This is a genomic window from Stutzerimonas sp. R40042 (genome assembly GCF_026642215.1).
In the GTDB taxonomy this organism is placed as follows: domain Bacteria; phylum Pseudomonadota; class Gammaproteobacteria; order Pseudomonadales; family Pseudomonadaceae; genus Stutzerimonas; species Stutzerimonas frequens.
Genome location: NZ_CP113258.1, coordinates 3,050,672 through 3,077,437, shown reverse-complemented (window position 1 = coordinate 3,077,437; position 26,766 = coordinate 3,050,672). Strand labels below are relative to the sequence as shown.

General features: G+C 65.4%; 28 protein-coding genes. 12 read left to right on the top strand and 16 right to left on the bottom strand.

What is annotated here, in order from left to right; all coding sequences use genetic code 11:
- Positions 1–4: 4 nt before the first annotated feature.
- Both OUY36_RS14490 and OUY36_RS14485 read right to left on the bottom strand, forming a co-directional pair.
- Entirely contained in the window at positions 5–1,327 is a 1,323-nt protein-coding gene (locus OUY36_RS14490) for a sensor histidine kinase (protein ID WP_267934828.1), read from the bottom strand.
- Positions 1,324–2,001, bottom strand: coding sequence for a response regulator (locus tag OUY36_RS14485; RefSeq protein ID WP_267934827.1), 678 nt, complete (start codon positions 1,999–2,001; stop codon positions 1,324–1,326). Before OUY36_RS14485 ends, OUY36_RS14490 begins: the two co-directional genes overlap by 4 nt.
- A gap of 138 nt (positions 2,002–2,139) precedes the next feature.
- Between OUY36_RS14485 and dsbD the strand changes: the two genes are divergently transcribed.
- From dsbD to dsbG, 3 genes are read left to right on the top strand one after another with little or no spacing between them, the layout of a single operon-like run.
- Positions 2,140–3,876 (top strand): protein-disulfide reductase DsbD, encoded by a 1,737-nt coding sequence (gene dsbD / locus OUY36_RS14480; protein ID WP_267934826.1) that lies wholly within the window; start codon positions 2,140–2,142, stop codon positions 3,874–3,876.
- A complete protein-coding gene (locus tag OUY36_RS14475) occupies positions 3,876–4,691 on the top strand; it encodes a TlpA family protein disulfide reductase (RefSeq protein ID WP_267934825.1) in 816 nt (271 codons plus the stop codon). The genes dsbD and OUY36_RS14475 overlap by 1 nt, the downstream gene beginning before the upstream one ends.
- Positions 4,688–5,455, top strand: coding sequence for a thiol:disulfide interchange protein DsbG (gene dsbG / locus OUY36_RS14470; protein WP_267934824.1), 768 nt, complete (start codon positions 4,688–4,690; stop codon positions 5,453–5,455). Before OUY36_RS14475 ends, dsbG begins: the two co-directional genes overlap by 4 nt.
- 117 nt (positions 5,456–5,572) lie before the next feature.
- On the opposite strand, the gene OUY36_RS14465 is transcribed toward dsbG, so the two are convergent.
- Complete coding sequence (locus OUY36_RS14465; RefSeq protein WP_161611597.1) at positions 5,573–6,244, bottom strand: DUF4197 domain-containing protein; 672 nt, start codon at positions 6,242–6,244, stop codon at positions 5,573–5,575.
- Positions 6,245–6,389: 145 nt separating this feature from the next.
- Here OUY36_RS14465 and OUY36_RS14460 point away from each other — a divergent pair, with 145 nt between their 5' ends.
- A complete protein-coding gene (locus OUY36_RS14460) occupies positions 6,390–6,854 on the top strand; it encodes an N-acetyltransferase (protein WP_102840120.1) in 465 nt (154 codons plus the stop codon).
- On the opposite strand, the gene plsB is transcribed toward OUY36_RS14460, so the two are convergent.
- From plsB to OUY36_RS14430, 6 genes are all read right to left on the bottom strand, one after another.
- A complete protein-coding gene (plsB, locus tag OUY36_RS14455; protein WP_267934823.1) occupies positions 6,812–9,313 on the bottom strand; it encodes a glycerol-3-phosphate 1-O-acyltransferase PlsB in 2,502 nt (833 codons plus the stop codon). The genes OUY36_RS14460 and plsB overlap by 43 nt on opposite strands.
- A 164-nt stretch (positions 9,314–9,477) precedes the next feature.
- Positions 9,478–9,846 (bottom strand): hypothetical protein, encoded by a 369-nt coding sequence (locus OUY36_RS14450; RefSeq protein ID WP_267934822.1) that lies wholly within the window; start codon positions 9,844–9,846, stop codon positions 9,478–9,480.
- Positions 9,812–10,516 (bottom strand): class I SAM-dependent methyltransferase, encoded by a 705-nt coding sequence (locus OUY36_RS14445; RefSeq protein WP_267934821.1) that lies wholly within the window; start codon positions 10,514–10,516, stop codon positions 9,812–9,814. The genes OUY36_RS14450 and OUY36_RS14445 overlap by 35 nt, the downstream gene beginning before the upstream one ends.
- Positions 10,517–10,583: 67 nt before the next feature.
- The gene (gene blaOXA / locus OUY36_RS14440) at positions 10,584–11,366 is read right to left on the bottom strand and encodes a class D beta-lactamase (protein ID WP_267934820.1); all 783 of its coding nucleotides are present in this window, start codon (positions 11,364–11,366) and stop codon (positions 10,584–10,586) included.
- A gap of 90 nt (positions 11,367–11,456) precedes the next feature.
- A complete protein-coding gene (locus tag OUY36_RS14435; RefSeq protein WP_267938182.1) occupies positions 11,457–12,026 on the bottom strand; it encodes a GNAT family N-acetyltransferase in 570 nt (189 codons plus the stop codon).
- A 9-nt stretch (positions 12,027–12,035) separates the two neighbouring features.
- Positions 12,036–13,400 carry a serine hydrolase domain-containing protein gene (locus tag OUY36_RS14430; protein ID WP_442807007.1) on the bottom strand — a complete coding sequence of 455 codons (1,365 nt, stop codon included), beginning with the start codon at positions 13,398–13,400 and terminating at the stop codon, positions 12,036–12,038.
- Between the two features lie 387 nt (positions 13,401–13,787).
- On the opposite strand from OUY36_RS14430, the gene OUY36_RS14425 reads away from it, so the two are divergent.
- From OUY36_RS14425 to OUY36_RS14410, 4 genes are all read left to right on the top strand, one after another.
- Complete coding sequence (locus tag OUY36_RS14425; RefSeq protein WP_267934819.1) at positions 13,788–14,711, top strand: ABC transporter ATP-binding protein; 924 nt, start codon at positions 13,788–13,790, stop codon at positions 14,709–14,711.
- Positions 14,708–15,439: an ABC transporter permease subunit gene (locus OUY36_RS14420; RefSeq protein ID WP_013983311.1), complete on the top strand. Its 732-nt coding sequence runs from the start codon at positions 14,708–14,710 to the stop codon at positions 15,437–15,439. Before OUY36_RS14425 ends, OUY36_RS14420 begins: the two co-directional genes overlap by 4 nt.
- A 9-nt stretch (positions 15,440–15,448) precedes the next feature.
- Positions 15,449–17,284, top strand: a complete 1,836-nt coding sequence (locus OUY36_RS14415) for a Gldg family protein (RefSeq protein ID WP_267934818.1) — start codon at positions 15,449–15,451, stop codon at positions 17,282–17,284.
- 197 nt (positions 17,285–17,481) lie between these two features.
- Positions 17,482–17,691: a cold-shock protein gene (locus OUY36_RS14410; protein ID WP_003293422.1), complete on the top strand. Its 210-nt coding sequence runs from the start codon at positions 17,482–17,484 to the stop codon at positions 17,689–17,691.
- Between the two features lie 78 nt (positions 17,692–17,769).
- Here the strand turns inward: OUY36_RS14410 and OUY36_RS14405 are convergent, their stop codons facing one another.
- From OUY36_RS14405 to dapE, 3 genes are read right to left on the bottom strand one after another with little or no spacing between them, the layout of a single operon-like run.
- Entirely contained in the window at positions 17,770–18,141 is a 372-nt protein-coding gene (locus tag OUY36_RS14405) for a hypothetical protein (protein WP_110776450.1), read from the bottom strand.
- A gap of 59 nt (positions 18,142–18,200) precedes the next feature.
- The gene (locus OUY36_RS14400; RefSeq protein WP_267934816.1) at positions 18,201–19,007 is read right to left on the bottom strand and encodes a putative RNA methyltransferase; all 807 of its coding nucleotides are present in this window, start codon (positions 19,005–19,007) and stop codon (positions 18,201–18,203) included.
- Positions 19,001–20,149 carry a succinyl-diaminopimelate desuccinylase gene (gene dapE / locus OUY36_RS14395; protein WP_267934815.1) on the bottom strand — a complete coding sequence of 383 codons (1,149 nt, stop codon included), beginning with the start codon at positions 20,147–20,149 and terminating at the stop codon, positions 19,001–19,003. Before dapE ends, OUY36_RS14400 begins: the two co-directional genes overlap by 7 nt.
- A 129-nt stretch (positions 20,150–20,278) precedes the next feature.
- On the opposite strand from dapE, the gene tcdA reads away from it, so the two are divergent.
- The 3 genes from tcdA to OUY36_RS14380 all read left to right on the top strand — a co-directional run bounded on the left by tcdA (position 20,279) and on the right by OUY36_RS14380 (position 23,762).
- Positions 20,279–21,091, top strand: coding sequence for a tRNA cyclic N6-threonylcarbamoyladenosine(37) synthase TcdA (tcdA, locus tag OUY36_RS14390; RefSeq protein ID WP_267934814.1), 813 nt, complete (start codon positions 20,279–20,281; stop codon positions 21,089–21,091).
- Between the two features lie 165 nt (positions 21,092–21,256).
- Positions 21,257–22,546, top strand: a complete 1,290-nt coding sequence (locus OUY36_RS14385) for an OprO/OprP family phosphate-selective porin (protein ID WP_230726366.1) — start codon at positions 21,257–21,259, stop codon at positions 22,544–22,546.
- 85 nt (positions 22,547–22,631) lie between these two features.
- Positions 22,632–23,762 carry a GNAT family N-acetyltransferase gene (locus OUY36_RS14380; protein ID WP_267934812.1) on the top strand — a complete coding sequence of 377 codons (1,131 nt, stop codon included), beginning with the start codon at positions 22,632–22,634 and terminating at the stop codon, positions 23,760–23,762.
- 9 nt (positions 23,763–23,771) lie between these two features.
- On the opposite strand, the gene OUY36_RS14375 is transcribed toward OUY36_RS14380, so the two are convergent.
- From OUY36_RS14375 to OUY36_RS14365, 3 genes are all read right to left on the bottom strand, one after another.
- Positions 23,772–24,194, bottom strand: a complete 423-nt coding sequence (locus OUY36_RS14375) for a DUF6306 domain-containing protein (RefSeq protein WP_133456637.1) — start codon at positions 24,192–24,194, stop codon at positions 23,772–23,774.
- A 97-nt stretch (positions 24,195–24,291) separates the two neighbouring features.
- The gene (locus OUY36_RS14370) at positions 24,292–24,846 is read right to left on the bottom strand and encodes a peptidylprolyl isomerase (RefSeq protein ID WP_102840132.1); all 555 of its coding nucleotides are present in this window, start codon (positions 24,844–24,846) and stop codon (positions 24,292–24,294) included.
- Positions 24,847–24,874: 28 nt separating this feature from the next.
- A complete protein-coding gene (locus OUY36_RS14365; protein WP_014597138.1) occupies positions 24,875–25,783 on the bottom strand; it encodes a LysR family transcriptional regulator in 909 nt (302 codons plus the stop codon).
- 60 nt (positions 25,784–25,843) lie between these two features.
- On the opposite strand from OUY36_RS14365, the gene OUY36_RS14360 reads away from it, so the two are divergent.
- Positions 25,844–26,164 (top strand): hypothetical protein, encoded by a 321-nt coding sequence (locus tag OUY36_RS14360; RefSeq protein ID WP_014597137.1) that lies wholly within the window; start codon positions 25,844–25,846, stop codon positions 26,162–26,164.
- A gap of 30 nt (positions 26,165–26,194) precedes the next feature.
- On the opposite strand, the gene OUY36_RS14355 is transcribed toward OUY36_RS14360, so the two are convergent.
- Positions 26,195–26,629 (bottom strand): anti-virulence regulator CigR family protein, encoded by a 435-nt coding sequence (locus tag OUY36_RS14355; protein ID WP_267934811.1) that lies wholly within the window; start codon positions 26,627–26,629, stop codon positions 26,195–26,197.
- Between the last annotated feature and the right edge of the window lie 137 nt (positions 26,630–26,766).

Below are 26,766 nucleotides of genomic sequence, written 5' to 3'. Positions count from 1 at the left end.
CTGCTCAGCGCTGCAACGGCACCGTCAGTGATACGCGCAGGCCGTCGGCCTGGCTGTCGAAGGCGAGGGTGCACTCGCAGCGTTGCGCGATCGCCTGGACGATGGCCAGGCCCAGGCCGCTGCCGCTGCTGGCGGCGTGTCGCCAGAAGCGCCGAGTCAGGTGCTCGAGATGCTCGGCGGCGATGCCCGGCCCCTGATCGCGTACTTCGAAGCGTACTCGCCCGGCTTCAGGCTGCAGAGACAGCGTGACGGCGCTGCCCGGCGCGGTGTGGCGCTGGGCATTTTCCAGCAGGTTGCGCAGCGCGGCGATGGCCAGCACCGGCGGCATGGCCAGCGGCGTGTCGGGCAATTCCGCCGGGATCTGCAACAGGATCGGGGCGCCGTCCCCGCCACTGGCGTCCTGAATCGCCAGCCGCGCGACCTCGGCGGCGGTGCACTGCAGGCCATCGTCGAAATCCAGACTGCCTTCCACCCGGGCCAGCAACAGCAGCTGCTCGAGCGTGCGCTGCAGGCGATCGGCACCAGCTTCGGCGTTGGCCAGCGCCTGTTCGGCAGCGGCGCCTTCGGTCATGCGTGCCACCTGCAGGTGGGTCTTGATCGCCGTCAGCGGGCTGCGCAGCTCGTGGGCGGCGTCGCCGGTCAGCCGGCGTTCGCGTTCGATGGCCTGGGCGATGCGCTGGAACAGCTGGTTCTGCGTCTGCACCAGCGGCAGCAGCTCCGCCGGCAGACCTTCGACCGGCAAGGGTTCGAGGGAGTCGGCGCTGCGTCGGGTCAGTGCCTCGCGAATCCTGCGCAGGGGCGCCAGCCCACGGCCCAGGCCGAGCCAGAGCAGAGCCAGGCTGCCGAGCAGGGCGACCGCCACGGGCAGCGCCGCCGCCAGCAGCACCGAGCGTTTCAGCGCGGCACGCTCATCCAGGCGGTCGGCCGTGGTGATGCGCAGCTCGCCTTGCACCAGGGTGAAGCTGCGCCAGGGCACGCCGTCGATCAGCTGGTCGCGAAAGCCGTTCTGCTCGGCGTCCAGCCGGTGGTCGGGTGCACTGTGGCTGCGCGCCAGCACCTCGCCACGCAGCGAGCTGACCTGGCAGGCCAGGCCGTTGGGGATGCCCAGTTGCTCGGCGCTCAGACGCTGCGGCGGGCCGTCGCCGGGCACCGGCTGCGGCAACTGCACCAGCAGGCCGGCGACCATGCGCGCCGAGGCCGCCAGACGTTGGTCGAGCGAGAGCATCATCTGGCTGCGCAGATCGACCAGCATCCAGGTCGCGGCCAGCGCCCAGAGCAGCACGAAGGCGGAGCCGAGCATCAGGGTCAGGCGTAGGCGCAGGCTCATGGCGCGTCCTCGTCGCCTGCCGGGCCGAGGCGGTAGCCGAGGCCGCGCACGGTTTCGACGATGCCGCTGCCGAGCTTGCGGCGCAGATGGTGGATATGCACGTTCAGCGCGTTGCTCTCGACGTCGTCGGCAAAACCGTAGACCGCGTCCTTGAGCTGCTCGCTGCTGAGCACCCGGCCCTGGTTGTTGAGCAGCGCCTGCAACAGTGCCTGTTCGCGGCGTGACAGGTCGACGAGGCGGCCGTCCAGGCGTGCTTCGCAGCGGCTCGGGTCGTAGCTCAACCGGCCATGTTCGATGAGGTTGACGCTGCGGCCGGACATGCGCCGCATCAGCGTGTGCAGGCGCGCGGCCAGCTCGCGCAGGTCGAACGGCTTGAGCAGGTAGTCGTCGGCACCCGCCTGCAGGCCGGTGACCCGGTCGCTGACCGCATCGCGCGCGGTGAGCACCAGCACCGGTAGTTCCAGGCCCTGTTGGCGCAGGCGTCGCAGCAGGGTGATGCCGTCTTCGTCGGGCAGGCCGAGGTCGAGGATCAGCACATCGAAGTGCGCCGCGCGCAGCAGGGCTTCGGCAGCCGCCGCGGTCGCGGCATGGTCGACGATCAGGCCCTGGGCATTGAGCCCGGCGACGATGCCGCTGGCGATCAGCGCGTCGTCTTCGGCAAGCAGCACGTGCATGGGGAGGGTCCGCAGAAAATGCTCAAGGGTGGACCTTAGCGATTAAGGCAGCGTTATGCAGCTCGTGCCATGGCGTTAATGGCGCGTTAATCCCGCCCCGGCATGCTGCGCGGCAGTCATTTCTCGGCCAGGACTCGCATGCGCATATTGGTTCTTCTGTTGTTTCTGCTGACGCCCGGCTTGGCGCTGTCGACCGGTGGTCTGTTTGGCGGCGGCTCGCAGGGTGATTTTCTGCCGGTGGACGAGGCATTCGCGCTGACGGTCAGTCGGCAGGAGAACGGCGCGACGCTGCTGCACTGGCGGATCGCACCGGGCTATTACCTCTATCAGCAGCGTCTGCAGTTCGACGGCCTGCCGCCGGAGCGCCAGCCGCCGCTGCCCGAGGGGGAGCCCTACAGCGACGAGTTCTTCGGCGACTCGCAGATCTACCGCGACAGCCTCGAACTGCTGATCCCGCCGGGCGCAGAGAACAGTGTGCGTCTCGGCTGGCAGGGCTGCGCCGATGCCGGGCTCTGCTATCCACCGCAGACCCGTGAGGTGTCGCTGAGCGGTGACGGCATCGCCTCGGCAGCCTCCGGGCAGGCCGAAGATCAGGCGCTGGCCAGCGGCCTCGAAAATCAGGCACTGGCCTGGAGCCTGCTGGTGTTCTTCGGCCTCGGCCTGTTGCTGGCCTTCACTCCCTGTTCGCTGCCGATGCTGCCGATCCTGGCGGGCATCGTGGTCGGTAGCGGCGCCACCTCGCGCCGTGGTTTCGCCCTGGCGGCGACCTACGTGGTCAGCATGGCGCTGGTCTATGCCGGGCTCGGTGTGCTGGCGGCGCTGCTCGGCGCCAACCTGCAGGCGGCGCTGCAGCAGCCCTGGTTGCTGACCAGTTTCGCCGTGTTGTTCGTGCTGCTGGCGCTACCAATGTTCGGTTTGTTCGAGCTGCAATTGCCGGTGGCGCTGCGCGATCGTCTGCAGCGTGTCGGTGATCGCCAGCGCGGGGGCAGCCTTGCCGGGGCTGGCGCGCTGGGCGTGCTCTCCGGCCTGCTGGTCGGCCCCTGCATGACCGCTCCACTGGCCGCCGCGCTGCTGTTCATCGCACAGAGCGGCAGTGCGCTGCAGGGTGGCCTGGTGCTGTTCGCGCTGGGCCTGGGCATCGGCACGCCGCTGCTGTTGCTGGTGACGGTTGGCCAGCGCTTTGTGCCCAAGCCGGGCGCCTGGATGGATCGGGTCAAGGTGGTATTCGGCTTTCTCTTCCTGGCGGCCGCGCTGTTCGTTGCACGTCCGTTGCTGGCCGACTGGCTGTGGCTGGGCCTGTGGGGCGCGCTGCTGGTGGTGCTCGCCACCGCCTTGCTGCATGTGGCGCAGGCGGTGCAACGCCAGCGCGTGCTCTGTCAGGCAAGCGGCGTGCTGCTGGGGCTGTGGGGCGCGGCGATGCTGCTGGGTGCCGCCGGCGGAGCGGATGATCCGCGTCGGCCGCTGGCGATCTATGCCGGCGGCCTGGCGACGGCCACGGCTGTCGAGTCCCACGCGCTCGGTTTCAGCGATCCAGCGGTGTTGGATCGCGAGCTGGCGGCAGCCAAGGCGCAGGGCCAATGGGTGCTGATCGATTACTACGCCGACTGGTGCGTCTCCTGTAAGGTCATGGAGAAGGAGGTCTTTGGCAATGCCGAGGTGCAGGCGAGCCTGGACGGTGTGCGCGTGCTGCGCCCCGACGTGACCCGCAGCGACGCCGCCAGCCGCGAGTTGCTGGGCCGTTACCAGGTGCTCGGCCCGCCGACGCTGCTATGGATCGGCCCGGACGGCGTCGAGCGTCGCGATCGCCGCATCACCGGCGAGGTCGGTGCCGGGGACTTTCTGCAGAACTGGAACCAGACCCGGGAGCGAGGTTGATGCTGACTGTGAATATCGGGCCGCTGGCCCTGGCGGTGCCCCATGTATTGCTGCTGGGCAGCCTGCTGCTGGCGACCTTGACCGGCTGGTGGGTCGGCCGGCGCAGCGAGCGCAACCCGGAGCGGCAGCTGTTTCGCCTGCTGCTGGTGGCGCTGCTGGTGGCACGCCTGGCCTTCGTCGCGATGTACTGGGCGTACTACCGGGATGACTGGCTGAGCGTCATCGATATCCGTGACGGTGGCTTCATCGCCTGGCCCGGGCTGGTCGCTGCGCTGGCGTTGGGCATCTGGTGGGGCTGGCGCGACCGCGAACTGCGCAAGCCGCTGGGCATCGCGCTCACGGTGGGCGTCCTCAGTTGGGGCTTCGGTAATCTGGCATGGCATTCCTTCGAACAAGGCACGCGCTTGCCGGAAATGGCCCTGCGCGACAACCAGGGCCGTCCGGTGGCGCTGGAGGATTATTCCGGTCAGCCGCTGGTCATCAATCTCTGGGCGACCTGGTGCCCGCCGTGCCGCCGCGAGATGCCGGTGCTGGCCGAGGCGCAGGCGCGGGAAAGCGACACCCTGTTCCTGTTCGTCAATCAGGGCGAGGGGGAGGGGGAGATCAACCGCTTCCTGGAAACCGCGGGGCTGAGTCTCGATAACGTCCTGCTCGACAGCGGCGGGCGCCTCGGGCAGCACGTGGGCTCCACGGCGCTGCCGACCACGCTGTTCTACAACGCTGATGGCCGCCAGGTCAGCAGCCATCTTGGCGAACTCTCGCACGCCAGCCTGGCGCGCGCGCTGGAAAAACTGAAAGAGGAAGCTGCGCAGTGATTCGATTCAAGCCGTTACCCTACCTGCTGGCCGGCATGAGCCTGCTGGCCCTGCCCATGGCGCAGGCCGAGGAATTGCCGGCGGCGATCAAGGCCGTCGAGGCGCGTGGCGCCGAGGTCGTCGGCAGTTTCGCGGCACCCGGAGGGCTCAAGGGCTATGCCGCGCGTTACAACGGACAGGGCATGGCGCTGTATCTCACCCCGGATGGCGAGCACGTGCTGATCGGCAGCCTGCTCGATGCCAAGGGTGAGGACCTGACCCGCGCGCGCCTGGAGAAGCTGGTCTACGAACCGCTGGGCAAGGAAATGTGGACGCGCATGGAGAACAGCACCTGGATCGCCGACGGCAAGGCCGACGCGCCGCGCGTCATTTACATGTTCAGCGACCCGAACTGCCCGTACTGCAACATGTTCTGGAAGCAGGCCCGGCCCTGGGTCGAGTCCGGCAAGGTGCAGTTGCGCCACATCATGGTCGGCATGCTGCGCGCCGACAGTGCCGGCAAGTCCGCCGCGTTGCTCAGCGCCAAGGATCCGCAGGCAGCTCTCAACCAGCACGAGGCGGCCGGCAAGGCGAGCAAGCTGAAGCCGTTGGAGAAGATCCCGGCAGCGCTGGAAAAGCAGCTCACCGACAACCTGATGCTGATGAGCGAACTGGGTGCCCAGGCGACTCCGGCGATCTTCTACCTCGACGATAACGGTCGTCTGCAGCAGCACCAGGGCGCGCCGCGGCCCGATGCGCTGGATACCATCATGGGGCCGCGCTGACGCGGCGCTAGGGATGCGTGGAGAAGCGCTGCGCGCGTTTTCCACCCTGCGGCGGGGCAACAAAGGCCGCGTGAATGGCCAAAGCCATCCACGCGGTAGGCGACTCGCTAGTACGCATCAAAGCGCACCGAACACCTTCTTCGCCAGGCTGGTGGCCGCCGCGGTCGGATTCTTGCGAATGCTCGCCTCCTGCTCGGCAATCAACGTGAACAGGCCGTTGAGCGCCTGTTCGGTCACATAGCTTTCGATATTGGCGTAGTTGCCGTTCAGCCCCGCCGGCACCTTGGCCGCCACCGCGTTGTACTGCTGTGCCAGGCCGACCTGGTCGGTAGCCTGCTTGACGATGGGCAGGAACCTGGCGCGGATCTGTTCGCGGCTGGATTTGTTCAGGTACTGGGTAGCCGAATCGTCACCGCCAGCGAGAATCGCCTTGGCGTCCTGCACGGTCATCTTGCGCACGGCATCGAGCAGCAGCTGCTGGGCCTCGGGCACGGCCTTCTCGGCGGCGAGGTTCATGCTGTTCTCCAGCTGCTCGACCTGCGCGCCCATGCCGAGCATCTTCAGCATCCGCGAAGCCTTGCCGATGTTGCCCGGCAGCTCGATGCGCACGTCCGGATCGCTGCTGAAGCCGCCAGGGCGGCCGAGCTGCTGCACGGCGACCTTGGCGCCCTGGCTCAGGGCATCCTTGAGCCCGGCGCTGGCGTCACTCTGGGTCAGGTCGGCGAGAGATAGGGCGAAGGCGCTGACGGACAAGGCCAGTCCGGCGACTAGCGTGGTGATGCGATACATGGTGATTACCTTGCTGGCAGGTGGAGTGTGTCTGGCGTCTTAACGCCGCTGGGTTCTTGCATTGATGCTAGTGGATTACCGGCGGCGCGACATCCCGGCGACGATGCGCTACCGTCCTGCCCTTCGCCGTTCCGGAGAACCGTACATGATCCGCCCCAACCGCCCCGATGACCTGGAAACGCTGCTGGGCATCTGGCTCGAAGCATCCAGCCGTGCCCATGATTTTGTCGAGCGCGGCTTCTGGGAGGCGCGGCTGGATGACATGCGCAACCTCTATCTGCCCGCTGCGCAGACCTGGGTCTACGAGCGGGATGGCACGGTGGTCGGCTTCGTGTCGCTGCTCGATGACGTCCTGGCCGCTATCTTCGTGGCGCCAACGGAGCAGGGCCATGGCATCGGCTCGGCGCTGCTCGAGCACGCCAAGGGCCTGCGCGAGCGGCTGAGCCTGACCGTTTATGCCGCCAACGGCGCCAGTATCGCCTTCTACCGTCGCCACGGTTTCCAGATCGCAGGCGAGCAGCTGGACGCACACACCGGCCACCCGGAACGGGTGATGACCTGGCAGCGTCAGGCGTCGGTTGCAGGCGGCGGTGAATCGCTTTCGTCGTGATGACGCTCCAGCGCGACCTGACGGATCGACAGCCGAATCTCCGCCGGTAGCACGCGCTTGGCCGCTCCCTCGGCCAGTTCCGCAAGCTTTTCGTGATAGCCGAGTCGGCCGTTTTCGTCGGGGCTGACCACGCCTTGTTCCTGCATGCTCTGGATGAAATGGCGGAACAGCGCCTTGTCGAAGAACTCCGGCGCGTTGAGCCCGTGGAGAATCGACAGGCGTTGGGCCATGACCGTGCAGAGGTTCTCCAGTTCCTCGGCGCTCAGGCTGTGCTGGCCGCTGTTGAGCAGCAGCGAGGTGGCCATGTAGAAACGTTGCAGGGTCTGCACTACCACCCGCGCCAGCAGGGTGAGCAGCACGAACTGCCGCGAACTCGGCGCCGGGCGCACGTAGTGGTTGCCGTCCACCTTGAGCAGGCCCCGCTCGACGAATGCCGCCAGCCACTGGTCGACCACTGCTTCCAGTTCCTCGACCTCCCAGCGCATGAACAGCTCGGCGCGCAGATAGGGGTACAGCGCCTCGGTGAAGCGCTGGATCTGCTCGCGGCTGATGCGCGAGCTGCTCTGGAAGAAGCTCGCCAACAGCGCCGGCAACGCGAAGATGTGCATCACGTTGTTGCGGTAGTAGGTCATCAGGACGGCATTCTGCTCGTCCAGATAGAGGATGTTGCCCAGCGCGTCTTTCTGCTCGGCGAGCAGGTCGAGGCTCTTCACGTAGGCGATCAGCGCGTTGCCGTCGCCTTCCGGCAGCGTGGTGTGCGGCGAGTAGGGCACCGCGCGCAACAGCGCCTGGTAGAGATCGAGGATGCGTGCCAGGGACTGCTGGTCCAGCGCCTGACGGCTGGTGGAGAGCATCGCCAGCGCCACCAGGTTGACCGGGTTGACGGCCGCCGCCTCGTTGAGGCGCTGGGCGATGCGCTCGGCCAGGTGGTTGGTGGCGTCGTTCAGCCACTGCGGGCGATAGTCCGGCGCATAGGCCTGCTGGCGCCAGCCGGGTTGTTCCTGCTCGAGGAATTCGTTGAGCTTGAGTGGCTCGCCGAAGTTGACCCAGACCTGACCGAAGCGCTGCTTGAGCGCGCCGATGACCTTGAAGATGTCGAAGATCGACTCCTTCTTCTTCGCCGCGCCGCGCAGCTCGCCGAGGTAGGTGCGGCCCTCCAGCACCCGCTCGTAGCCGATGTAGACCGGCACGAAGAGGATCGGCAGGCGCGACGAGCGCAGGTAGCTGCGCAGGGTCAGGGCCAGCATGCCTGTCTTGGGTTGCAGCATGCGGCCGGTACGCGAACGCCCGCCTTCCACGAAGTACTCGACGGGGAAGCCGCGGGTGAACAGGTTGTGCAGGTATTCGTTGAACACCGAGGTGTACAGCGGGTTGCCCTTGAACGAGCGGCGCATGAAGAAGGCGCCGCCGCGGCGCAGCAGGCTGCCGATCACCGGCATGTTGAGGTTGATGCCGGCGGCGATGTGCGGCGGGGTCAGGCCGTTGCGAAACAGCAGGTAGGAGAGCAGCAGGTAATCGATGTGGCTGCGGTGGCAGGGCACGTAGATCACTTCGTAGCCGCGGACGGCGTCCTGCAACGGCTCGATATGGTTGACGCGGATGCCGTCGTAGATCTTGTTCCAGAACCAGGACAGCACAACCTCGAGAAAGCGCACCGCCGTGTAGGCGTAGTCCGAGGCGATCTCGTTGCCATAGCGCAGCGCCCTGGCCTCGGCCTTCTCGATGGAAATGTGCTCGCGTTCGGCTTCCTCGCGAATCGCCTGGCGGACCTGCGGTGCGTGCACCAGACCCTTCACCAGATTGCGCCGGTGCGACAGGTCCGGCCCGATTACCGCGGTCTTCTGGTTGCGGAAGTGCACCCGCAGCATGCGATGGACCATGCGCAGCGTGCGTTCGTGGCCCTTGTTCTGTGCGACCAGCTCGTTGAGCTGGATCGGCGCGGAGAACTGCACGCGCGTCTTGCGCCCCAGCACCAGGATGCTGAGCAGCTTGCGCAGGCGCCCGGTGACCGCCCAGCTGTCGGCGAACAGCAGCTTCCAGGCGCTGGTCTCGCGATTCGGCGACTGTCCCCAGAACACGCTGACCGGAACGATCTGCGCGTTCTCCACCGCGTTGTGTTCCAGCGCGCCGACCAGCCGCACCAGCGCCTGTGGCGCGACCAGCCGGGTGCGTCGGCCGAACCAGCTGGGTGCTGGGTTGAGGAAGAAGAAGGCGGCCGGTTCCACCAGTTCGCCCACCGCCACGTCGGCCACCGGGCGCGGCAGCCCGGCCTTGCTGCACTCGACATCCAGTACTGCGAGATCACTCAGCGAGGGTTGCTGTAGCACATAGAACACCGGTTTGCTGCGATCCAGCTTGAGGGTGAAGGCGGACTGGTTGATGGTCTCCGAGCGCACCCAGGTGTACAGCACACGGCGCAGCAGGGAGAAGATCAGACGGCGAACGGGGGAGCGGGTCATACGGCGGATTCGACTGTGGAAGGGGCGGGCCCTCGAAGGCGGCAAGTGTGCCCCAAGCGAGGTGGGCGGGCAAAACCTGCGCTGCTCGGTTGGGGCCTGATCGGACCGGCAACTGCCCGGCTCGTGACCTGCGATGGCTCGCTAGGCAGCCGTTTCGAAGCGCGTCAACGGCTACGAAGACGCGCGCCGGCATAGGCCCCGGCGAGAAACAGCAGCGACCAGAGCAGCAGAAACGCGAAACCCACGGCCAGCAACGGGCTGAGCGGCAGGAACAGGAGCAGGTACAGTACCTGGCCGACGACGACCCCCAGGTACTGTGCCCAGAGCGGTCGCGGCACGATAAAACCGGACAGCACGCCGGCGGTAAACAGAGCACCACTGTAATAAAGGCCGTCGCCGTCCCAGGGTTCGGCCTGACCACTGGCCCAGGGCGACAATGCCCAGATGAAAGCGCCGGCGAGAGAGGCGATCAGCAGCGCCTGCACCACCAGCCGCGCGCTAGGGCGCATCGGCTCGCCGCGCGTACCACGCATGGATCAGCCCGGCCTGGTAGAAGGGCACGGGGCAGGCAAAGCCGCCGGCCTCGATGATGGACGCGACCTGCTCCGGGGGCAGTATCGCCACGTCACGGTCATAGGCGGCACGCATCTGCTCCAGGCCTGCCGCGGGAATGCCGGCGAGGGTCATCATGTTCAGCCAGGTTTCCAGTAGCGCCGCATAGGCCGGCGTGGTGACGTCCGCTGCCAGGTCAGAGCTGGCCAATAGTGCTCCCGGGCCGAGTCGGGCGGCTATGTCACGAAAGAAGCCGATGCGTACGTCGCGCTCGAGAATGAACTGGGATACCAGCAGGGCGGTTGCCGCGTCGAAGGGGGCCTGCTCGGGCAGTGTCTCCAGGTAGCCCTCATGGAACTGGCAGCGCTGTTCGATTCCGGCTCGGATTGCCTTGTCGCGAAGGACGTGCAGCATCGCGCCCGATGGCTCCACCGCGGTGAAGGTCCAACCGGGTCGGCACTTGGCCAGGTGCAGAATTTCCTCGCCGGTGCCGGCGCCGATGCACAGTACCCTCGCCTCGGCCGGCAGCGGTGCGAACACCGCCTCCAGAAGAAAATGCAGGGCATCGCGAATGGGCGCGGTTCTGGCCCAGCGCTCGTCATAGCTGGAGGCCTGTTGATCGAATACCGCTTTGATCTCGTCGCTGCGCATGGCGGCTCCGTTTGGTGTGGTGTGGAACGCGGCGTCGCCGGGTTGCTGCCGCGGATCATTGGAAGAATCACTGGGCCGGGAGTATGCCCTTCGCCCGCAGCGCATCCAGCGCGATCCGCTGGCGCAGGGGCAGATCGGTCGCATCGCGGGTGTCCAGATTCAGCGCGAACAGCCAGGTGTCGGCGCCGGCTTCAACATAGCCGATGTACCAGCCGATGCCAGGATTGTCGCGAGCCGCCCAACCGGTCTTGGCATACAGGCTATAAGCCGGCGTGCTGTCGACGCGCATGATGGTCCTGAGGGTGTCGTAGCTGTTCGCCCGGTACGGCAGGCTGCGCGCGACCACCTGGCGCAGCAGACCCACCTGTTGTTCGGCGCTGACGCGCAGCGAGCCATCGAGCCAGAACTCGGTGACGTTGACAGGTTCGTGCAGCTGCCCGTAATGCGCCTGGCGGATGTGGCGCAGATAGGCCGCCGCGCCAACTCGTCGGGCCAGCCTCTGGTAGCACCAGACGCAGCTGACCCTGAATGCGCTCTTCAAGGTCTGGTCGCGGTTCCAGTCCTCGATCTCGTAACGGGTGCCGTCCCAGGGGATGATCTCGTCCGCCCCGGCGATGGCGCCTTCCTCCAGCGCGATCAGCGTGTGCAACACCTTGAACGTGGAGGCGGCGGTGAACGGCTGGCTCGCGCGGGCCTCATTGTGAACGTAGCGCTGGCCGGTATCTGCCGATTCGATCACCAGCGTCCCCTCGACGTGGGCCTTGTCGAACAGCCGCCCGATATCGAGATCTTCCGCGTGAGTGACGCCGGAAGCGCAGAGCAACAGAAGCGCGAGGAACAGCTGAAGCATGGGAGAGTGTCCGTGAGGTGGGATGATAGTTCTGCGGTGGGCGTGCTGTTCTAGCAGGGTTTCCAGGGAAGTTCAGCCCTTCGAGAGCGGTCAGTCAGCTGCAGTCAACAGCGCGGCGAAGCGCTCGCGCTCCAGCCGATACAGGCAATGCCGGCGAAGCGGGTGGCCGACGGGCAGCCCCGGATGCTCGAACTCCTCCGACTCGCGCATGCCAAGGCGCTCCATCACGGCACGCGAGCGGCGGTTCTCGATCGCGGTGAAGGATACGATTTCAGGAAGGTCGAGGCTGCCGAACCCGACCTCGAGCGCGGCCCGCGCAGCTTCGCTGGCCAGGCCCTGGCCCCAGTGAGCAGCGGCCAGCCGCCAGCCGATTTCCATGCACGGCGAGAATGGCAAGGCCGCCGAAGGCGTATGCAGGCCGACGAAGCCGATGAATATGCCAGTAGCCTTCAGCTCGACGGCCCAGAATCCCCAGCCACGCTCTTCGATCAGCGCCCGGCAGCGGTCAGCCATCGCGTCGCTCTCGGCACGGCTGAGCAGTGCGGGAAAGTACCGCATGACCCTCGGGTCCGCATTCATCGCGGCGAAGGGGGCACGATCGGCTGGCTTCCATTGCCGCAGGAGCAGGCGCGTGGTGTGGATCTCGTTCAGATCAACCATTGCCATCGCTTAGTCCGGGGCTGTTTGCAGCTTTCGCATGCTATCGGGATGTTCGAGCAGATGCTTGGCCACCGCCTCGTAGGCCGGCAGTGAGGTTGGATCGTTCGCGGCATTGGCCGCGACCGGGTGACTGGCGAAGCGCGCGATGACCATCTCCGCTTTCGGGTCGATATACAGCGCCTGACCATGAACGCCGCGGGCCATGAACGCACCGTGGTCGTTATGGGTGACCCACCACATGTTGCGATAGCTCCAGCCCTTCAACAGGCTGTAGCCGGCTTTCGCGAACTTTTCGCGATCCCCGCCGTGCCGAATATCGGCCACGACCTCCGCTGGCAGGATCTGAATGCCGTTGTAGCGACCTTCGTTCCGCACCATTTCGCCAAAGCGGGCAAGGTCGCGCAGGCTGGTGTTCAGGCCGCCTCCGGCAAACGGCGTACCGATCGAGTCCATCGACATGTAGGCGTCCTGTTCAGCGCCCAAGCGACTCCAGATACGTTCCGATAACAGCTGTGCGACGTTTCGGCCGCTCACTCGGGCTACGACCCAGCCCAGCGCATCGGAGTTGGCGGTGCGGTAATGGAAGGCTTCGCCGTGCTGGCCCTCCGGCCGAACGGTGGTCAGAAATTCATAGTAGGTCCGCGGCCCTTTGTAATCCGCCGGCTTTGGCAGGGGATTGCCTGCGGCTGCGTGGGCCCATACTTCAGCCTTGGGATCGGCGTAATCCTCGCTGAAGTGAATGCCCGTGGTCATGTCCATGAGCTGCCGCACGGTAGCGGTGCCAAATGCCGATACGGCCAGTTCGGGCACGTACTCAGCCACCTTGCGGGTGGGGTCGAGTTCACCTTCCGCCACCAGCAGCGCCGCCAGGGCTCCCGTAAAGGTTTTCGTCACCGACATGGCGGCATGCTGTCCCTCGGGCTTCAGTACGCCGAAATAGCGTTCATACACCACGCGCCCTTGATGAAGAATGATGATCCCGTCGGTGTAGTTGGCTTGCAGCGACTCCTCCCATGTCATTGGCGTACCACCGCCAAGAGGGACGAAGGTGAGCGCGTCGATGGCATCGCTCGGCTTCCGCTCTGCCGCAGTGGCCTCAGCCAAGCCGCGTGACACATTGATGGTGGGCATCAGCTGCCGGAAGTTGGCTACGCTCCAGCGCATCTGCGGGAAGCGAAAGTAGCTGCCATCGTCGAAACGCAGGATGCGATCAGCTGGTGGTGGCGAACCTACCATCCAGCCCAGTGCCGCCGGATCGCTGGCTTGTGCATCGGGAAACGCTGCGGGTTCATCGGCAAGTGCCGAGTTTGCGAGCGCGCCTAGCAAACAGTAGAGAGGGAGTTTGGGTGTTGCTTTCGTCCAGCGTAGTTTCACCGCCTGCTCCTTCTATTGATCAGGTGCGACGCGTAACGGCGTGCGCATGGGCATTGCTTGATCCAGCGTTGCGTCTGTTGCGGTGGGGAAACGAGCAGGGCGGTCGCGAAGCTCCCCCTCTCCGACTCTCCGACTCTCCGACGCGAGGCGCGTGAATCTGTCGGCGCAGCGGTGCGGAGCAGGAATGGCTTCGCTCAATGCCGGCTCCTCGCGTTTCCGGGGTTCCGTGCCATGGGCTCGTCTTGGTGATCCAGAATAGTTCTCTCGGCGCACTGGTGCGGTTGCATTCGTCCGGTAGCTGTTCTTATAGTTCCGCCGGCATTTTTGCAGGGCCTGGCTCGGGTCGCGCGGCGGCACGCCAGGCCTTGTGCGCACTGGTGAGAGCCCATGATCGAAATAAGCAACCTGACCAAGCGTTTTGCCCAGCACACCGCGGTCGACGACCTGTCGTTCCAGGTCCAGCGCGGAGAGGTGCTGGGGTTCCTCGGCCCCAATGGTGCCGGCAAGTCCACCACGATGAAGATGCTGACCGGCTTTCTCGCGCCGACATCCGGCACTGCCCGCATCCTCGGTCACGACATCCGCGCCCAGACCCTCCAGGCCCAGCGACTGATCGGCTACCTGCCCGAAGGCGCACCTTGCTATGGCGACATGACGGTGCGTGGCTTTCTCGAGTTCATCGCCGAAGTGCGCGGTTTTCGCGGTGCGGACAAGCGTCAGCGGGTCGAAACGGCCGTCGCCCAGGTGGAGCTGGAGAAGGTGCTGGGGCAGACCATCGAGACGCTGTCCAAGGGCTTCAAGCGGCGTGTCGGTCTGGCCCAGGCGATCCTGCACGACCCTGACGTGCTGATCCTCGACGAGCCCACCGACGGACTCGACCCGAATCAGAAACACCAGGTGCGCCAGCTGATCCAGGGGCTCGCGCAGGACAAGATCGTCATCATTTCCACCCATATTCTCGAAGAGGTGAGTGCGGTCTGCACGCGCGCGGTAGTGATCGCCAATGGCCGGCTGGTGGCCGATGGCACGCCGCTGGAGCTGGAAAGCCGCTCGAAGCATCACCAGGCGGTCACGCTGGTCAGCGATGCGCCGCTGGACGAAGTCGCCCTGGCGGCATTGCCGGGCGTCGCCGGTGTCGAGCGCAACGAGCGCGAGCACAGCCTGACCGTACTGGCGCAGCCCGGGCACGTGATCTTCCCGCAGGTCAACGCGCTGATCGCCCAGCAGGGCTGGGCCGTCACGGAGCTGGACGTGGAGCGCGGCCGGCTGGATGAGGTGTTCCGTAACCTGACGCGAGGGGAAGCGCTATGAGCCAGTTGCCGGTCATCTTCAAGCGCGAGCTGGGCAGCTATTTCGCCACGCCCCTCGCCTATGTGTTCATCGTGATCTTCCTGGTGCTGTCCGGGGTATTCACCTTCTACCTGGGCGGTTTCTACGAGCGCGGCCAGGCAGACCTGACGCCCTTCTTCAGCTTTCATACCTGGCTCTACCTGTTCCTGGTCCCCGCTATCGCCATGCGCTTGTGGGCTGAGGAGCGCAAGTCCGGTTCCATCGAGCTGCTGATGACGTTGCCGATCACCCGCTTCGAGGCGGTCGCCGGCAAGTTCCTCGCCGCCTGGGTTTTTGCCGGGATCGCGCTGCTGCTGACGTTCCCGATGGTCATCACCGTCAATTACCTGGGTGAGCCGGACAATGGCGTGATCGTCGCCGGCTATCTTGGCAGCTGGCTGCTGGCTGGCGCCTTCCTGGCGATTGGCTCGTGCATGTCGGCGCTGGCGAAAAACCAGGTGATCGCCTTCATCCTCTCGGTGGCGGTGTGCTTCCTGTTCATCGTCAGCGGCCTGCCGATGGTGCTCGACGCCCTCGCCTGGGCGCCGCAGTGGCTGATCGACGCGGTGGCTTCGCTGAGCTTCCTGATCCGTTTCGACTCCATCAGCAAGGGCGTGATCGACCTGCGTGACCTGCTGTATTTCGTCACGCTGATCGTCGCCTGGCTGGCGGCCACCGCCGTGGTCGTCGACCTGAAGAAAGCCGCCTGAGGAGTCACCATGAAACGAGTCATCTATTCCGGTGCCGGGCTGCTGCTGATCGCGCTGGCATTCCTGCTGTTCAATGGGCTGACCGGCACGTTGCTGACCAATGCCCGGCTGGACCTGACCGAGCAGAAGCTCTACACCATTTCCGAGGGTACCGAGCGCATCCTCGAGGGGCTGCAGTCACCCATCGAGCTGCATTTCTTCTATTCGGACGAGACCGCCAAGGACCTGGTCGCGCTGCGCAACTACGCGCGTCGGGTCGAGGAGATGCTGCGTACCTATCAGCGCGCCTCTGGCGGCAAGCTCAAGCTGCACGTGATCGATCCGCAGCCGTTTTCCGAGGAAGAAGACCGCGCCGCCGAGTTCGGCCTGCAGGCGGTACCGCTCAACCAGGGCGGTGACAAGGTCTACTTCGGGCTGGCCGGCACCAATGCCGAGGGCAATACGCAGATCATCCCGTTCTTTCCGCTGGATCAGGAGGAGTTTCTCGAATACGAGGTCAGCCGCCTGGTGCAGAGCCTGGCGACTGCCGAGCTGCCGGTGGTGGGTGTGCTTTCCGGCCTGCAGCTGACCGGGGGCTTCGACATGCGCACGCAGCAGGCGACGCCGCCGTGGATGGTGCTGGAGGAAGTTCGCCAGCTGTTCCATATCGAGAGCCTGCAACGCGATGTCGATCTGATTCCCACCAATGTATCGGTGCTGCTGCTGATCCATCCGAAGGATCTGCCCGAGCAGACGCTGTTCGCCATCGACCAGTTCGTCCTGCGCGGTGGCAAGCTCCTGGTGTTCCTCGATCCGCATAGCGAGATCGATCCGGGCATGGGCATCGGTCCGGGCGAGTTCGGCGAGGAGCGGGTCTCTGACCTGGAACCGCTGTTCAAGGCCTGGGGCGTGCGTATGGTGCCGAAGAAGGCGGTCGCCGATGCCGCTTACGGCATGTCGGTGGGCATGGGCGCCGAGCGTCGGCCGGTGCGGCATGCCGGTTGGCTGAGCCTGCCGCGCGCGGCGCTGGACCAGGATGACGTGAGTGTCGCCGCGCTGGAGAACATCACGCTCGGCAGTGCCGGCATTCTCGAGCCGCTGGAAGGGGCGACCACGCGCTTCACCCCGCTGATGCGCAGCTCCGAATACGCCATGCCGGTGGATGCCGGACGCTTCGCCACGCTGGACAACCCCGAGACCCTGTTGCTCGACTTCGAGCCCACCGGCGAGCGCTATACCCTGGCGGCGCGGATTCAGGGGCCGGCGCAAACCGCGTTCCCGAATGGCATCGAAGGGCGTGAGAAGGGGATTCAGGAGAGCCAGAACATCAACGTCATCGCGGTGGCTGATACCGACATGCTGGCCGACCGCATGTGGGTGCAGGTGCAGGACTTTTTCGGTCAGCGCGTTCCGCAGCCCTGGGCGGACAACGGCGCCTTCGTGATCAACGCGCTGGATAATCTCTCCGGCACCGATGCGCTGATCAGCGTGCGTTCGCGCGGTCGCTTCACCCGTCCGTTCACGGTAGTGGAAACCTTGCAGCGCCAGGCCGAGGATCGTTTCCGCGAGAAGGAGGAGGTGCTGCAGCAGCGTCTGGCCGATACCGAGCAAAAGCTGGCCGAGCTGCAGAGCCCGGACCCCGAACAGGCACTGGAGCTCACCGGCGAGCAGGAGCAGGCGTTGCGCCAGTTCCTGCAAGAGAAGGTGCGCATCCGCAAAGAGCTGCGTGAGGTGCGCTACCAGCTCAACGCCGATATCGAGGCGCTGGGACGTACGCTGAAGTTCGCCAATATCGCGCTGGTCCCGCTGGTACTGACGCTGGGCGTGCTCGCGCTGTGGTTGTGGCGCCGCCGCCGTAGTGCCTGACGCTGGCCTGCGCGGCGGCCACGGCCGTCGTGCAGACGGACAATGCGAGACGGAAAGGGGCTGACAGCAGAAATCCTTGGCTTATACTCCGGCGACGGCTGCTTTCGAGTCGCATTTGCAAGCTGACGAATGCACGAGGGCCAGGCTGTGCAAACCCTCTTCCGAGGAATAACAAAAAGCGAGTTGGAGAAGTGGTAATGGCTGAGCGCGAAACCGGGACCGTCAAGTGGTTCAACGATGCAAAAGGCTATGGATTCATTCAGCGGGGTAATGGCGCCGACGTGTTCGTGCATTACCGCGCCATTCGTGGCGAAGGCCATCGCTCGCTGGCCGAGGGGCAGCAGGTGGAATTCTCGGTGATCCAGGGCCAGAAAGGCCTGCAGGCCGAGGACGTCGCCGGCCTTTGACTCCGGTCGCGGAAGAACGAAGCCCGTCCTGATGACGGGCTTTGTTTTTTGAGCTGGCGGCGTAGCGGGTTCCACCGGTCAACCCGTGCGCCAGACGATCTCCTCTTCACCATCGCCACTGACGCGTATCCAGCGGTCGGCCTCTTCCTCGGCTTCCTCTTCCTGCCAGCCGCCCGGGGCGCAACGGATTTCGACGCCCAGCGCCTGATGCGCCGCGCGCGCGCAGGCCAGGTCATCGGCCCAGGGCGTGGCGTCGCTTTCCAAGAGCAGGCAGTGCCATTTGCCGACCGCCTTGGGCAGCCAGGTCACGGGAATCCCGGCGGCGTTGCACTTGAAGGTCTGGCCTTTCTGCTGCCAGGCGGAGCAGGGGCCGATAGCCTCGGCCAGCCACTCGCCGACGGCTTCCTGGCTGGCATCCCTGAGGTAGATCTCGATATCGGGTTGACGCATGGGCGACTGCCTTCTGTGTTGTGCCTTGGCCTGCCTCACATGCTGTCGAGGCGTTTGCCTTAGGAAATTCGTTCGATCCAGTCGTAGCGTATCGCAACCCGCACCGCCAGCGGCGTATCGATGACGGCGGCGCGCCGCTCGGCGCTGGCGCGCCAGCCGTGCGGGGTCATCGCCAGGAGATCGGCGCGGGCCTGGGCGTCGTCCAGCTGCAGTTCATAGCTGAGGGTTTCGCTGTGGGTCAGGCGCATGCCGTCCGGAATCAGCGACAGGTGTTTCTCGTCATCGTAGTCGCGTACCTCGTCGTAGAGCCGCGCGCGCAGCTCCCAGAGGTGCTCGCGGGTCGGGCCCATGCGCAGCAGTCCGCCGCCGGGCGGGAGCAGGCTTCGCGCTTCCTGCCAGTCCAGCGGGCTGAATACGCTGGCCAGCAGATCGCAGCTGGCATCGGCCAGCGGCACGCGGGCCATGCTCGCGACCAGCCACTCGAGTTGCGGCGCACGCTTGCAGGCGCGCTTGATCGCCTCGCGGGAGATGTCCAGTGCATAACCTTCTGCATCCGGCAGCGCGGCGGCCAGTTGGGCGGTGTAGTAGCCTTCGCCACAGCCGATGTCCAGCCAGCGTTGCGGCGCGCGCTCGGCGGCCAGCTCGGCGAGGCGTCGGGCCAAGGGCGCGTAGTGGCCGCCGTCGAGAAAGCGTCGCCGTGCTTCGACCATGGCCTGGTTGTCGCCCGGATCGCGGCTGTTCTTGTGCTGCACGGGCAGCAGGTTCAGGTAGCCCTGACGCGCGCGGTCAAAACGGTGGTTGGCCGGGCAGACCACGCCGTTTTCCACCGCGCTGAGCGGCGCCTGGCAGATCGGGCAGATCAGCATGCCAGCAGGTTCACCAGGGTCTGGTAGTAGATGTCGGTCAGCACATCGAGATCGCTGGCCAGGATGTGCTCGTCGACCTGGTGGATGGTGGCATTGACCGGGCCGAGCTCGACCACCTGGGTACCGAGGGTGGCGATAAAGCGTCCGTCCGAGGTGCCGCCGCTGGTGGACGGCGTGGTTTCGCGGCCGGTGACGCTGCGGATGGCCTTGGCCACGCCGTCGAGCAGGTCACCCGGCTCGGTCAGGAACGGCAGGCCGGACAGCGCCCAGTCCACGTTCCAGTCCAGGCCGTGCTTGTCGAGGATCGCCGCGGTGCGTTGCTGCAGGCCTTCGACTGTCGACTCGGTGGAGAAACGGAAGTTGAATACCGCTTCCAGCGTGCCGGGGATGACGTTGGTGGCGCCGGTGCCGGCGTTCAGGTTGGAAATCTGGAAGCTGGTCGGCGGGAAGAACGCATTGCCATCGTCCCAATGTTCAGCGGCCAGTTCGGCAAGGGCCGGCGCGGCTAGATGAATCGGGTTGCGCGCCAGATGCGGATAGGCCACATGGCCCTGCTGGCCGCGCACGGTGAGCGTGCCGCCCAGCGAGCCTCGGCGACCGTTCTTCACCACGTCGCCCACCAGGCTGGTGCTCGAGGGTTCTCCGACGATGCACCAGTCCAGGCGCTGGCCGCGCTCGCGCAGGCGCTCGACCACCGCCTTGGTGCCATGGTGCGCCGGGCCTTCTTCATCGCTGGTGATCAGGAAGGCGATCTGCCCCTTGTGGTCCGGATGGTCGGCGGTGAAGCGTTCCACTGCCACGACCATGGCGGCCAGGCTGCCTTTCATGTCTGCCGCGCCGCGACCGTGGAGCATGCCCTGCTCGTCGATGCGCGCACTGAACGGCGGGTTCTGCCAGGCCTGCAGCGGGCCGGTGGGAACCACGTCGGTGTGGCCGGCAAAGCACAGCACCGGGCCTTCGTTGCCGCGAATGGCCCAGAAGTTCTCCACGTCCTCGATGTGCATCGGCTCGATGGCGAAGCCGCAAGCCGCCAGGCGCTGGCTCATCAGCTGCTGGCAGCCTTCGTCCAGCGGCGTCACGGAGGGGCGGTTGATTAGCTCGCAGGCCAGTTCGAGCGTCGGGGAGAGGGCGGGGGCGGTCATCACGGCTCCGGTACGGCGGGGGAAAGGGCGCCATATTAAAGCAAAGCCGGGGTGGCGGTGACGGCCGGATGCAGTGGTCGGCACGCGGTGAGGTCTTATAATCGCCAGGTTTTTCTCCGGGGAGTCGGCATGTCTATCGATGAACAGCGTTTCGGCGGCATTGCCCGTCTGTATGGCCGGCTCGGTCTGGAGCGGCTGGCGGCGGCCCATGTGGCCGTGGTCGGCATCGGCGGTGTCGGCTCCTGGGCGGCCGAGGCGCTGGCACGCAGCGGCGTCGGCGAGATCAGCTTGTTCGACCTGGACGATGTGTGCATCACCAATACCAACCGGCAGATCCATGCGCTGGACGGTGCGGTGGGCAAGCCGAAGGTGGACGAGATGGCCGCGCGCATCCGTGCCATCAACCCGGCGTGCCTGGTCCATGCGGTGCCCGACTTCGTCACCCGCGAAACCATGGCCGAGTACATCACCGAAGACATGGACTGCGTCATCGACTGCATCGACAGCGTGCCGGCCAAGGCGGCGCTGATCGCCTGGTGCAAGCGCCGCAAGATCCAGATCATCGCCACCGGCGGGGCGGGCGGGCAGGTGGACCCGACGCAGATTCAGGTCGCCGATCTGAACAAGACCTTCAACGATCCGCTGGCGGCCAAGGTGCGTTCGCTGCTGCGTCGCGAATACAACTTCTCACGCACGCCGGGGCGCACCTACAGCGTGCCCTGCGTGTTCTCCACCGAGCAGTTGCGCTACCCGAAGCCCGATGGCGGCGTGTGCCAGAGCAAGAGCTTCGTCGGCGAGGGCGTCAAGCTCGACTGCGCCGGTGGCTTCGGCGCGGTGACCATGGTTACCGCCACCTTCGGCATGGTCGCCGCCGCACGGGCGGTGGACAAACTGGTGGCCGGAGCCCGGCGGCCTAGCGAGCGCAACGCCCGCAGCTGGTGAAAACGTGCCGCAACCGCTCTGCGACGCGGCTCCGCGGAAAGTTCCGCTGTCACAAAAGCTTTACATATCAGCCATTTGGCTGACATACGCCGTCGCCAAGATTGCCCCCAACACAAAGAGCCCATCTCGTGTGTTTCCGACGCTAAACATAAAGGGGAATTTTGGATGATCCGTAAGCACTTCGCCGGTTTCGCTGCCAGCGCCCTGGCTCTGGCCGTTTCCGCCCAGGCTTTCGCCGGTACCGTCACCACCGACGGCGCCGATCTCGTTATCAAGACCAAGGGCGGCCTGGAGGTCGGAACCACCGACAAGGAGTTCTCGTTCAAGATCAATGGCCGTCTGCAGGCCGATGCCGACAGCTTCGATGGTTTCTACACCCAGAACGGCGAGCGCGCAGACGAGACCTATTTCCGTCGTGCGCGTCTGGAGATTTCCGGTGTTGCCTTCACCGATTGGGGCTACACCTTCAACCGCAACTTCACCAACGATTCCAGCAACTGGGACGAACTGGCCATTCATTACAACGGCTGGGAGCCGGTTCAGATTTCGGTTGGCCGCATCAACCCGACCTTCGGCCTGGAAGAGGCGGTCAGCTCCAAGTGGATCACTGCGATCGAGCGCTCGGCGATCTATGACCTGGCGCCCTGGCTGAACAGCCATGAAGACGGCGAAGGCATCCGCGTGCGTACCACTGTCGGCATGTTCCACGGCGAGGCCGGTGCCTATCGTCAGGATGGTGGCGACGGCGTCGACATGCTCGAGGACGAAGATGGCGCAAACAACACCAGCTTCGTGCTGCGTGGCGTGATCGCCCCGATCGTCGAGAAGGACCAGGTGCTGCACTTGGGCGCGAGCTTCGGTCAGCGTGACCTGGAAGAAGGTTACCTGGAACGCATTCGTCCGCGCCTGTCCGTGCGTGGCACCACCGAAGACAGTGCCAACGGCAACCGCGCCACCTTCGGCGGCACTCGCACCGACGGCACCGATCAGGCCTGGGGCCTGGAGGCGGCCTACATGATCGGCCCGTTCTCGGTGCAGGGCGAATACCTGACCCGTACCGTCGACGCCATGGAAGGTTTCGAAGACCTCGAAGCCACCGGCTACAACGTCCAGCTGGCGTACACCCTCACCGGTGAGTCGCGCTCCTACAAGCTCGATGGCGGCAAGTTCGACAAGATCAAGCCGGAGAACAAGCAGATCGGTGCCTGGGAAGTTTTCTACCGCTTCGACGACATCACCGTCGATGAAACCGGTGTTGCACCGAGCGGTTATGTCGGTGCCCTGGATAGCGCAGAAGCAGGTGCGAAGACTCACACCATCGGTCTCAACTGGTACGCCAACGAGTCGGTCAAGCTCTCGGCCAACTACCTGAAGACCAGTGTGGATGACGTGGTCAACGCCAACGGCGACGACGACGGCGATGCCATCAGCCTGCGCGCCCAGTACGTGTTCTAAACATCACCCTCATCCGTGATGCTCCATTTGAGCCCCGCCTTGGCGGGGCTTTTTTTCGTCTGCGCGACAGGCCAGACTGCGATCCATGCCTATCCAGACCCTACACCGCCTCGCCGAACTCGATCCCACCGAATGGGATGCCTTGCTGGCCGATTCGCAACCCTTTCTGCGTCACGCTTTCCTTTCATCGCTGGAGGACAGCGGCAGTGTCGGTGGGCGCAGTGGCTGGCAACCCGCTCACTGTCTCCTGCACGACCCGCAGGGTAGGCTGCGGGCCGCGCTGCCGCTGTATCGCAAGAGCCATTCCTACGGCGAGTACGTGTTCGACTGGGCCTGGGCGGACGCCTGCCAGCGCGCCGGCATCCGCTACTACCCCAAACTGCTGTGCGCCGTACCGTTCACACCGGTCGCAGGCCAGCGTCTGCTCGGCGATGTCGAGGCGGCGGCAACGCTGCTCGACGGGCTCACCGAACAGCTGGACGCTCAGCAGATGTCCGGCATCCATGTGAACTTCACCGAGTCGAAGGCCGAGCGGCTGATGGCTGGCCGGGAGGGTTGGCTGGAGCGCATCGGTTGTCAGTTTCACTGGCACAACCGCGGCTATCGGGACTTTCAGGACTTTCTCGATGCGCTGACCTCACGCAAGCGCAAGCAGCTGCGCAAGGAACGCGAGCAGGTGGCGGGGCAGGGCATCGTCTTCGACTGGCGCGAAGGGCATCAGCTCAGCGAGGTGGAGTGGGATTTCGTCTACGCGTGCTATGTCAACACTTATCAGGTGCGCGGGCAGGCACCGTACCTTTCGCGCGCATTCTTCAGCCTGCTGGCCGAGCGCATGCCGCAGGCGATTCGGGTGGTGCTGGCGTTACAGGGCTCGAGGCCGGTGGCGATGGCCTTCAGCCTGCGTGACGACAGCGGGCTATACGGCCGTTACTGGGGCTGCCTGGCAGAGTTCGACTGTCTGCACTTCGAGACCTGTTTCTACCAGGGCATCGACCAGGCCATCGCGGACGGCCTGCAGCGCTTCGATGCCGGCGCGCAGGGCGAGCACAAGCTGATTCGGGGCTTCGAGCCGGTGATTACGCGCTCCTGGCATTACCTGCAGCACCCCGGTTTGCGCGCCGCGGTGATGGATTTTCTGCAGCAGGAGCGCGTCGGTGTGCTGGCTTACGCCGAGGCGGCGCGTCAGGCGCTGCCGTACCGGCAGGCCGGTAGCTAGCCACTTGCGTCAGGCGTGGGACGCGGCGCTGTTTTCCTCGTGGATATCCAGCATGCGCTGCAATTCGCTGCGCAGCAGTGGGTCCTGGCAGCCCGGCAGATACTCGCGCAGCTTGCGGATCACCCATTGCTGCCCCTTGTCGACGAACGGCAGACGCTCGTCCAGCGACTCGATGGCCATCGCCTTGCCGTAGAAGGCGCCGGTGTCCTTGTTGGGCTCCACGCCCAGATGCTGAAGGCAGTTGAGCAGCAGCTTGCAGCTCTCGATCTCGCCCTGGCGAATCTGCTCGAGCAGCTGCCGCTGTTCCGGGTCCGCGGCCTGTTGCAGCGATTCGCCGGCAACCTTGGCGCCCGCGCGTTCGGCGCTGAGCAGGTCCTGCAGCAGCTGGGCTTCGCCTTCCGGTGTGTTCAGCGGGCTTTGTGGGGTAGTCATATCGCGATCTCCTGTCGGTTGAGGGTTTCGCACGATGGCGGCAGCGGGGTACGCGCCGCCGTAAATGCGAAGGGCCGGTGAACCGGCCCTTCGGGGATCAGAGTTTCTTCGCGGTGATGATCTTCACCGGAGTCAGCGGCACGTTCTGCATCATGGCGCGGTTGCCGGTGGGGACCTGGGCGATCTGGTCGACGACCTCCATGCCGCGTACCACCTTGCCGAACACCGCGTAGCCGAAATCGCGGCTGCCGTGGTCGAGGAAGTCGTTGTCGCGGTGGTTGATGAAGAACTGGCTGGTTGCCGAGTTGACGTTCTGCGTACGTGCCATGGCTACGGTGCCGCGAACGTTGTGCAGGCCGTTGTCGGCCTCGTTCTTGATCGGCGCCTTGGTGGGCTTCTGGTTCAACCCTTCGCCGAAGCCGCCACCCTGGATCATGAAGCCTGGGATGACGCGGTGAAACACGGTGCCGTCGTAGAAACCGCTATCAACGTAGCCGAGGAAGTTCTCGACGCTGATCGGTGCCTTTTCCGCCTCGAGCTCCAGTTCGATCTCACCCAGGCTGGTGGTCAGCAGCACGCGAGGGTTTTCGGCAGCGAGCAGGTTGCCGGCCAGCAGTACGGAACAGGCGGCGAGGGCGATGCGTTTCAACATGATGGTTTCCTGATGTTGGGGAAAGCGGTCAGCCGGCCAGCGAGTTGGCCTGTCCGGCATCGTACGTCTTGATCAGCTCGATGAGAATCCGGGTGGCCGGGCCGAGCGGTTTGTCGTGGTTAGTGTAGAGATAGAACAGCGGCCGGCGAATGCTGCCTTGGACCAGTGGCAGCGGTTTGAGCAGACCTTCGGCCAGCTCGCGGCCGATCAGGTGGCGCGGCAGCCAGGCGAAGCCCAACCCGCTGCTGACGAAGGCCACCGAGGTAGCCAGACTGCCCACCGTCCAGCGCTGTTCGGCGCCCAGCCAGCCGGCGTCGCGCGGCTGACGCAGGCCGGTGTCGCGCACCACGATCTGCATCTGGCTCTGCAGGTCCTGCACGCTGAGCTTGCGTCCCAGTTGATGCAGGGCGTGGTCGGCATGGGCGACGGCGACGAACTCGACGGTGCTGAGTTCGCTGCCCAGATAGCCAGTGATGTCCAGACCGCTGATGGCCAGATCCGCGGTGCCGTCCTTGAGCACCTCTTCCACGCCGGATAGCACCTCCTCGCGCAGCCGAACCCGGCAGCCGCGGCTCTTGGGCATGAAGTCGCTGAGGGCGCGGATTAGCTTGGCGCTGGGGTAGGCTGCATCGACCACCAGCCGCACCTCGGCTTCCCAGCCCTGCTCCATGTGGTGCGCCAGCTCTTCCAGCTGGCTGGCTTGGGTGACCAGTTGCCGTGAGCGACGCAGCAGCACCTCACCCGCTTCGGTCAGTACCGCCTTGCGGCCGTCGATGCGCAGCAGCGGTACGCCGAGCTGCTCCTGCATGCGCGCCACGGTATAGCTGACCGAAGACTGCGAGCGATGCAGGGCTTCGGCCGCCTGGGCGAAGCCGCCGTGATCGATGACCGCCTGCAGGGTGCGCCACTGATCGAGGGTCACACGGGGCACTTTCATTCCTTCGGTTCCTTTAGCAAGGTCTGTTACGCTGGCCCTTCTGTCGAGGAGCTCAGTCAAATGAAAACAATCGGTTACCTGCTCTTTGCCCTGCTGCCTTTTGCGGCCAGCGCCGCCTCCTATCCCGTGGACATCGACCAGCAGCTCAACGGCGCCGAAGTCACCGTGACGCCGCAGGTCATCGATCGCGATCTCGCCGGCCTTCTGCTGCACAACTATGGGGAGATGGCGGCCGTTTGCACTGCCGTGTTCCGGAACGGTCCGGAGGCACCACGTACCCGGCGCACGGAGCTGCAACCCGGTGAGCGCAAGGCGCTGACGTCGAAGTTCAAGCGCGACGTGATCCGGTTGCGCATCAAACTGACCTGCGAACCGAAGTAGGTCGGCCGCCAAGGCGCCAGCCGTACGGGATCAATCCAGTACGTTCTCCAGGATTTCGTAAACGATGCCCGTGGCGATGGCCACCAGGATCACGTCACGCCCCAGCTGCTTCCATTCATAGCCTTCGTAGCGTGGCAGATGGCCGAGCAGGCGATTGTCCAGGTTCTTGGCGATGCCCGGCGGCAATGGCTTGCCACGCGCCAGGTTCTTCTGAATGCCAGGGGGCAGGGACGATGGCGGCATGAGCAGCTCGCGGTGGTTGCGCAGCGTGATGCGAACCGCGCCGATATCCACGGACGGCCCCTGGTGGTGGTGATATTGCTGCGCCGGCGCCTGCCCCTGGCCGCGCTGAGCCTTGTATTTGCTGTTGCCGGGGTGATCGTTGTTCGGCTGCGCCGCCGTCACCGTGGAGAGTGCCAGTGAAAGCGCGCCGGCCAGCAGCGCGATCCGCTTCATCGAGTTCATGCGAACCTCCTGGGCATTAAGCCGCTTCGCTTTGTCAGCTTAGCCTGTGTTTGCCAGAGAAAACATGCCGGCTGTTACAGAACGCGCCTTTGCCGGGCAGACCGGGTAACCTATGCCATCGTTCTTTTCGACCTCCG